The 5,796-nt window shown below is 60.9% G+C and carries 5 protein-coding genes; all 5 read left to right on the forward strand.

All coding sequences use genetic code 11. From position 1 onward, the window contains the following. A partial coding sequence (locus JNL55_RS01305) for an AAA family ATPase (protein ID WP_293848461.1) occupies positions 1–1,654 on the forward strand: 1,654 nt, incomplete at its 5' end. Positions 1,655–1,722: 68 nt separating this feature from the next. Further along, positions 1,723–2,232, forward strand: coding sequence for an FmdB family zinc ribbon protein (locus JNL55_RS01310; RefSeq protein ID WP_293848462.1), 510 nt, complete (start codon positions 1,723–1,725; stop codon positions 2,230–2,232). A 192-nt stretch (positions 2,233–2,424) separates the two neighbouring features. After that, positions 2,425–4,206, forward strand: coding sequence for an aspartate--tRNA ligase (gene aspS / locus JNL55_RS01315; RefSeq protein WP_293848463.1), 1,782 nt, complete (start codon positions 2,425–2,427; stop codon positions 4,204–4,206). A 377-nt stretch (positions 4,207–4,583) separates the two neighbouring features. Next, on the forward strand, positions 4,584–4,973 hold the full coding sequence (locus tag JNL55_RS01320; RefSeq protein WP_293848464.1) for an Imm10 family immunity protein: 390 nt from the start codon (positions 4,584–4,586) through the stop codon (positions 4,971–4,973). A gap of 127 nt (positions 4,974–5,100) precedes the next feature. Then, entirely contained in the window at positions 5,101–5,787 is a 687-nt protein-coding gene (locus JNL55_RS01325) for a hypothetical protein (RefSeq protein WP_293848465.1), read from the forward strand. Positions 5,788–5,796: the final 9 nt, after the last annotated feature.

A 5,796-nucleotide genomic window follows, 5' to 3' on the forward strand; every position in this document is an offset into this window, starting at 1 on the left:
GGGCGCGACGACGCTCGACGAATATCGCAAGTACATAGAGAAGGACGCCGCGCTCGAACGTCGTTTCCAGAAAGTGTTGGTGAACGAGCCTTCGGTGGAAGACACCATTGCCATCCTGCGTGGCCTGAAGGAACGTTACGAAGTTCACCACGGCGTGGAGATCACCGATCCGGCCATCGTTGCAGCGGCCACGCTCTCGCATCGTTACATCACCGATCGGCAGCTGCCGGACAAGGCCATCGACCTGATCGATGAAGCCGGTTCGCGCATCCGCATGGAAATCGATTCCAAGCCCGAGGCCATGGATCGTCTCGAACGTCGCATCATCCAGCTCAAGATCGAACGCGAGGCGTTGAAGAAAGAAGCCGACGACGCTTCCAAGAAGCGCTTGAACGCACTCAACGAGCAGCTGGGCTCGCTCGAAAAAGAATATTCCGATCTCGAAGAAGTGTGGAAGGCCGAGAAGGCGTCCGTGCAAAGTGCCGCCGGCATCAAAGAAGAGCTGGAGCGCGCCAAGCTGGAATTGGAAACATCGCGTCGTGGGCAAGACCTACAGCGCATGTCCGAGCTGGCGTACGGCAAGATTCCCGAGCTGGAACGCCGTCTCGCGCAGGCCACCGCAGCCGAGCAGCAGCAGGACCAAAAGAAACTGTTGCGTAACAAGGTGACGGACGAGGAGATCGCCGAGGTCGTGGCCGCGTGGACCGGCATTCCCATCTCCAAGATGCTCGAAGGCGAGAAAGAAAAGCTGCTGCGGATGGAAGAACAGCTGGGCAAGCGCGTCGTCGGCCAGGCCGAGGCAGTGGCCGCGGTATCCGATGCGATCCGCCGCTCGCGTGCCGGCTTGTCCGATCCGAATCGGCCCAATGGTTCGTTCTTGTTCCTCGGCCCCACCGGTGTCGGTAAGACCGAGCTGAGCAAGGCGCTGGCCGAGTTCTTGTTCGATACCGAAGAGGCCATGGTCCGCATCGACATGTCGGAGTTCATGGAGAAACATTCCGTGGCTCGGCTCATCGGCGCGCCTCCGGGCTATGTCGGTTATGAGGAAGGCGGCTATCTCACCGAGGCGGTGCGTCGCCGGCCGTACTCGGTGCTGTTGCTGGATGAAGTGGAAAAGGCCCATCCGGATGTGTTCAACGTGCTGTTGCAGGTCCTGGATGACGGCCGCCTCACCGACGGCCAAGGCCGCACGGTCGATTTCCGCAATACCGTGATCATCATGACGTCCAACCTGGGCTCGAACGTGATCCAGGAGCTGGCGGGCGAGGCCAATTACGCCAAGATGAAACAGTCGGTGCTGGAGATCGTGCAACAGCACTTCCGGCCCGAATTCATCAACCGCGTCGACGACCTGGTGGTGTTCCATCCGCTGGGCCGGGAACAGCTGCGCTCCATCGTGGACATCCAGCTGGCCTACCTGCGCAAGCGTTTGGCCGAGCGCGATATCGAGCTGAACCTCGATGCGGCGGCCACCGATCGGCTGGCGGAAGCCGGGTTCGACCCGGTGTATGGCGCGCGACCGCTGAAACGGGCCATTCAGCAGCAGCTGGAAAACCCGCTGGCCCAGCGCATTTTGCGCGGGGAATTCGGCCCGGGCGCCAAGGTTCAGGTCACAACCCAGGATGGCGAGCTGGCATTTACGCGGAAAACTTGAAGATTCGGCGTCGGCCTCTATGATGCGCCGACGCCGAGTTGCGCGAAGGTTGGTGGTCGAGAATAACCATGCCGTTTTACGAATACGAATGCAGTAACTGCAAGTTCTACGTCGAGACCCTGCAGAAGATTTCCGATGAGCCGCTGCGCAAGTGTCCCAGCTGTAAAAAGCCGACGCTCAAGAAGCTGATCTCGGCACCAGTGTGCCGGCTCAAAGGCGCCGGCTGGTACGAGACCGACTTCAAGTCCGAGGGTGAGGACAAGCGCAACATCGCCGACCGCGACGAGCCGGCCGCCAAGTCCGACGACAGCAAGCCGGGCAAGGGCGACAAGAAGGGCGAGGCCAAAGCGGACGCCAAGGCCGATGCCAAGGCTGACGCCAAGGTCGACAAGGCGGACAAGAAGGCTGAGTCCAAGGCCGAAGTGAAGACCGGCGCCGGTGCCAAGAAGCCTGCGGGCAAGGCTGCCGCGGCCCCGTCTTCCCAGTCCAAGGGCAAGAAGCCCGCCGCCAAGGCCCCGGCCAAGCGCCCGGCCCCGAAAAAGGCGGCGCCGGCGAAGAAGAAGGCCAAGCGCCGCTGATCCGGCTCAAAAGCAGCTCAAACGGGGACGGATTTATTTCGGTCCCCGGTGCTGGGCAGGACGCCCAACGGCTAAGTAATTAAATCTGTCCCGTTTTTCGGGGCAGAGCCCGGCGTCGGCGGCCGCTTGCTTGCGCACCCCCGGGGGGCTCCGTAACATCCCGCGCTCCCAACGTCCCGAGCCCCTTTTCCCATGCGCTCCCATTATTGCGGCCAGGTCAACGAGTCCCTCATCGGCACGGAAGTCAGCGTCGCGGGCTGGGTGCATCGCCGGCGTGACCATGGCGGCGTGATTTTCGTCGACCTGCGCGACCGCGAGGGCCTGCTGCAGATCGTGTTCGATCCGGACGCCCAGGACACCTTCGCCGACGCCTCGCGCCTGCGTGGCGAGTTCTGCATCCGTATCAAGGGCCTGGTCCGCGCCCGTCCAGCCGGCACTGCCAACGCCAATCTGCCTTCGGGTCAGGTCGAGCTGTTGTGCCGTGAGCTGGAAATTCTGAGCCGCTCCGAGACGCCGCCGTTCCATCACGACGAGCCGGTCAACGAAGAGATTCGATTGAAGTATCGCTATCTCGACCTGCGTCGGGATGTGATGCAGAAGCGCATCCGCCTGCGTCATTCGGTCACGCGGGCCATGCGCGACTATCTCGACACCAACGGCTTCATCGACATCGAAACGCCGATGCTCACCAAGGCGACCCCGGAAGGCGCGCGTGACTATCTCGTGCCGAGCCGCACGCATGCGGGCCAGTTCTTCGCGCTCCCGCAGTCGCCGCAGCTGTTCAAGCAGCTGCTGATGATGGCCGGCTATGATCGTTACTATCAGATCGTTCGCTGCTTCCGTGACGAAGACCTGCGCGCCGAGCGTCAGCCGGAATTCACTCAGCTCGATATCGAGACATCGTTCCTGAGCGAAGAACAGATCATGCAGCTGATGGAAGCGCTGATCCGTTCCATCTTCAAGACCGTGCTCGGCGACGATCTGCCGAATCCGTTCCCTCGCATGACTTACGCCGAAGCGATGCGTCGCTACGCGTCCGACAAGCCGGACCTGCGCATTCCGCTGGAGCTGGTCGACGTTGCCGATTTGGTGAAGGACTGCGACTTCAAAGTGTTTGCCGGCCCGGCATCCAACCCGGACGGTCGCGTGGCCGCGCTTCGCGTGCCCGAAGGCGGCAGCAAGCTGTCTCGCAAAGAGATCGACGATTACACGACGTTCGTCGGACGCTACGGCGCGAAGGGCCTCGCATATGTGAAGGTCAACGAGAAGGCGAAGGGCCGCGATGGTTTGCAGTCGCCCATTCTCAAGTTCCTCAGCGACGACGCCGTCAGCGGCATTCTGTCGCGCACCGGCGCTCAAGACGGCGATCTGATTTTCTTCGGCGCCGACAATGCGAAGGTCGTGAACGATGCCATCGGCGCGCTGCGCATCAAGGTCGGCCACGACTTGAAGTTGGCGAAGGCCGGCTGGCACCCGCTGTGGGTCGTCGACTTCCCGATGTTCGAATGGGATCCGGACGGCAAGCGCTGGGCCGCTCTGCATCACCCGTTCACCGCGCCTCGTATCGAAGACGCAGCCGCTCTGCGTGCCGACCCGAAGAACGCGCTGTCGAAGGGCTACGACATGGTGCTCAACGGCTCCGAAATCGGCGGCGGCTCGGTGCGTATCCATCGCACGGAAATGCAGTCGACGGTGTTCGATTTGCTCGGCATTTCTGCGGAAGAAGCGCAGGTCAAATTCGGCTTCCTGCTCGAAGCGCTGAAGTACGGCACGCCGCCGCATGGCGGCATCGCGTTCGGCTTGGACCGCATCGTGATGTTCATGGCGGGCACGGATTCGATCCGCGACGTCATCGCGTTCCCGAAGACTCAGACGGCGGCGGACTTGATGACCAGTGCGCCGACGAGTGTTTCAGAAGAGCAGCTGAAAGAGCTGCACATTCGGGTGAAGCTGCCGGTGAAGGCGGAGAGCTAACCGCTCTTTTTTGGCTGGCGTGCGCGTCCGCGTGCGCCGCCCCCACCCCTCGTAAGCGCCTCGCGTTCTAGAGGCGCGTATCCAGCCGCGTGTCCTGCGCGTCGCTGAGAACTCCCGCACATTCCACTCCGCCTCGCGTATCAGTGCGCGCGGCCTGGAATTTAACATTCGGCGTTTCTGCGGAAACGCGGCGTTGGCCAATCAACAGTGAATTCCCACGATGTCGCGGGATGAAACGCTGTGCTTAGGCGGTCTACAAAAGCGAGAGCGCATGATCAGCAACCTTGTCGCATGGTTTCGACGCAAGCGGGAAGCACGAATCGCTGTGGTCATGTTCGAGCGAGCGTTTGCTTGCGGTCCAGCCAGAGCGTTAGGTCATGCCAATCGAATTCGATGCCAAGTACGTCCACGTCTCCAAGGAAGCGTGGGGTTGGCTCGTCACCTGGAGTGTCGACGAGAATCTCGCCGCAGAGCGATACGTGATGCTGCAAGCCGCAGACAAATACTCTGCGGAAGACGCCCGATTGGGCATGGATGACATCTACATCGAGTGCTGCAATCAGGGCTGGTCCTGGTACGGGCACATCCAGGCGTTCAAGCTTTCCCGGACACACATCGACGTTCAGCTCGATCACGAAGCCGCCGGCCGCATGAGAAGCGATGGGCGTTTCGTGGTTGGCTTCTCAATCGACGATGAGGCGTGGGGGAAGTTGCAGCGGGCGCTCGAACAGGTTTTCGCGGGGCGTGGGTACTACTCGGAGGCCTAGCGAGGCGCTCGAGTCTTCGCGCTTCGGTGGCGCGCATCCGAGAATTTAACATTCGGCGTTTCTGCGGAAACGCGACGATCCCACTCCAAATTCGGCAAGATGCCTGAGGTAGCTGAAGAACTATGCGATGCCTTCCGATCGAGTTCGCGCGCGTTGCACACCCGCCTCGGCGACGGCATTTGGTGGCAATGAAGCAGCTGGCCTTCATGATCCCGTGGATGCTGGTGGTCCCCACTGTGCTAGCAGATCAGTGGTTCCTGCGGCTCCAAAAACGTACACGTCGTCCAATGGCAGCTATCGCCTAACCGTGTTTCCTCGTGAACTGGCGGGAGCCTTGCCGTATTTCGAAGACAAGGTGGCAGACAACGCTGAAGCAGGGCAGCGATCGGAAGGGTTGGCGAGATGTGAGGCCGTGCTCGAGAGGCTAGAGGGTGCTGAGTACCGGCGCGTGTGGCGCAAGCAGTTGGTAAACGATGTCTCACCAGTAAGTGCTCTGGTCTCGGCCAAGGATGGGAGTTTCGTCACCTTCGACAACTGGCACAGCAGGGGATGGGGAGACGATGCAATCGTCATCTATGACGGTGCTGGGCAAGTAAAAAGGAAGTTGGCTCTCACGTCGATAATGAGCAAACAGGAGTTCGATCGCTTGCCGCGATCAGCCAGTTCCATCTGGTGGAGCGGCGAGCACGAAATCGACTATGACGAAGTGATTGTGAATGTGCGTGTCGTTACGACAAACGATTCCAAATCTTCTGATGGGAGCCAGTACAGAACTATTCGCCTCAGTCTGGAAACTGCTCAGGTCCTTCAGTAAGGTGCCGCT

The sequence above is a fragment of the Steroidobacter sp. genome, from assembly GCF_016790065.1.
Taxonomy (GTDB): domain Bacteria; phylum Pseudomonadota; class Gammaproteobacteria; order Steroidobacterales; family Steroidobacteraceae; genus Steroidobacter.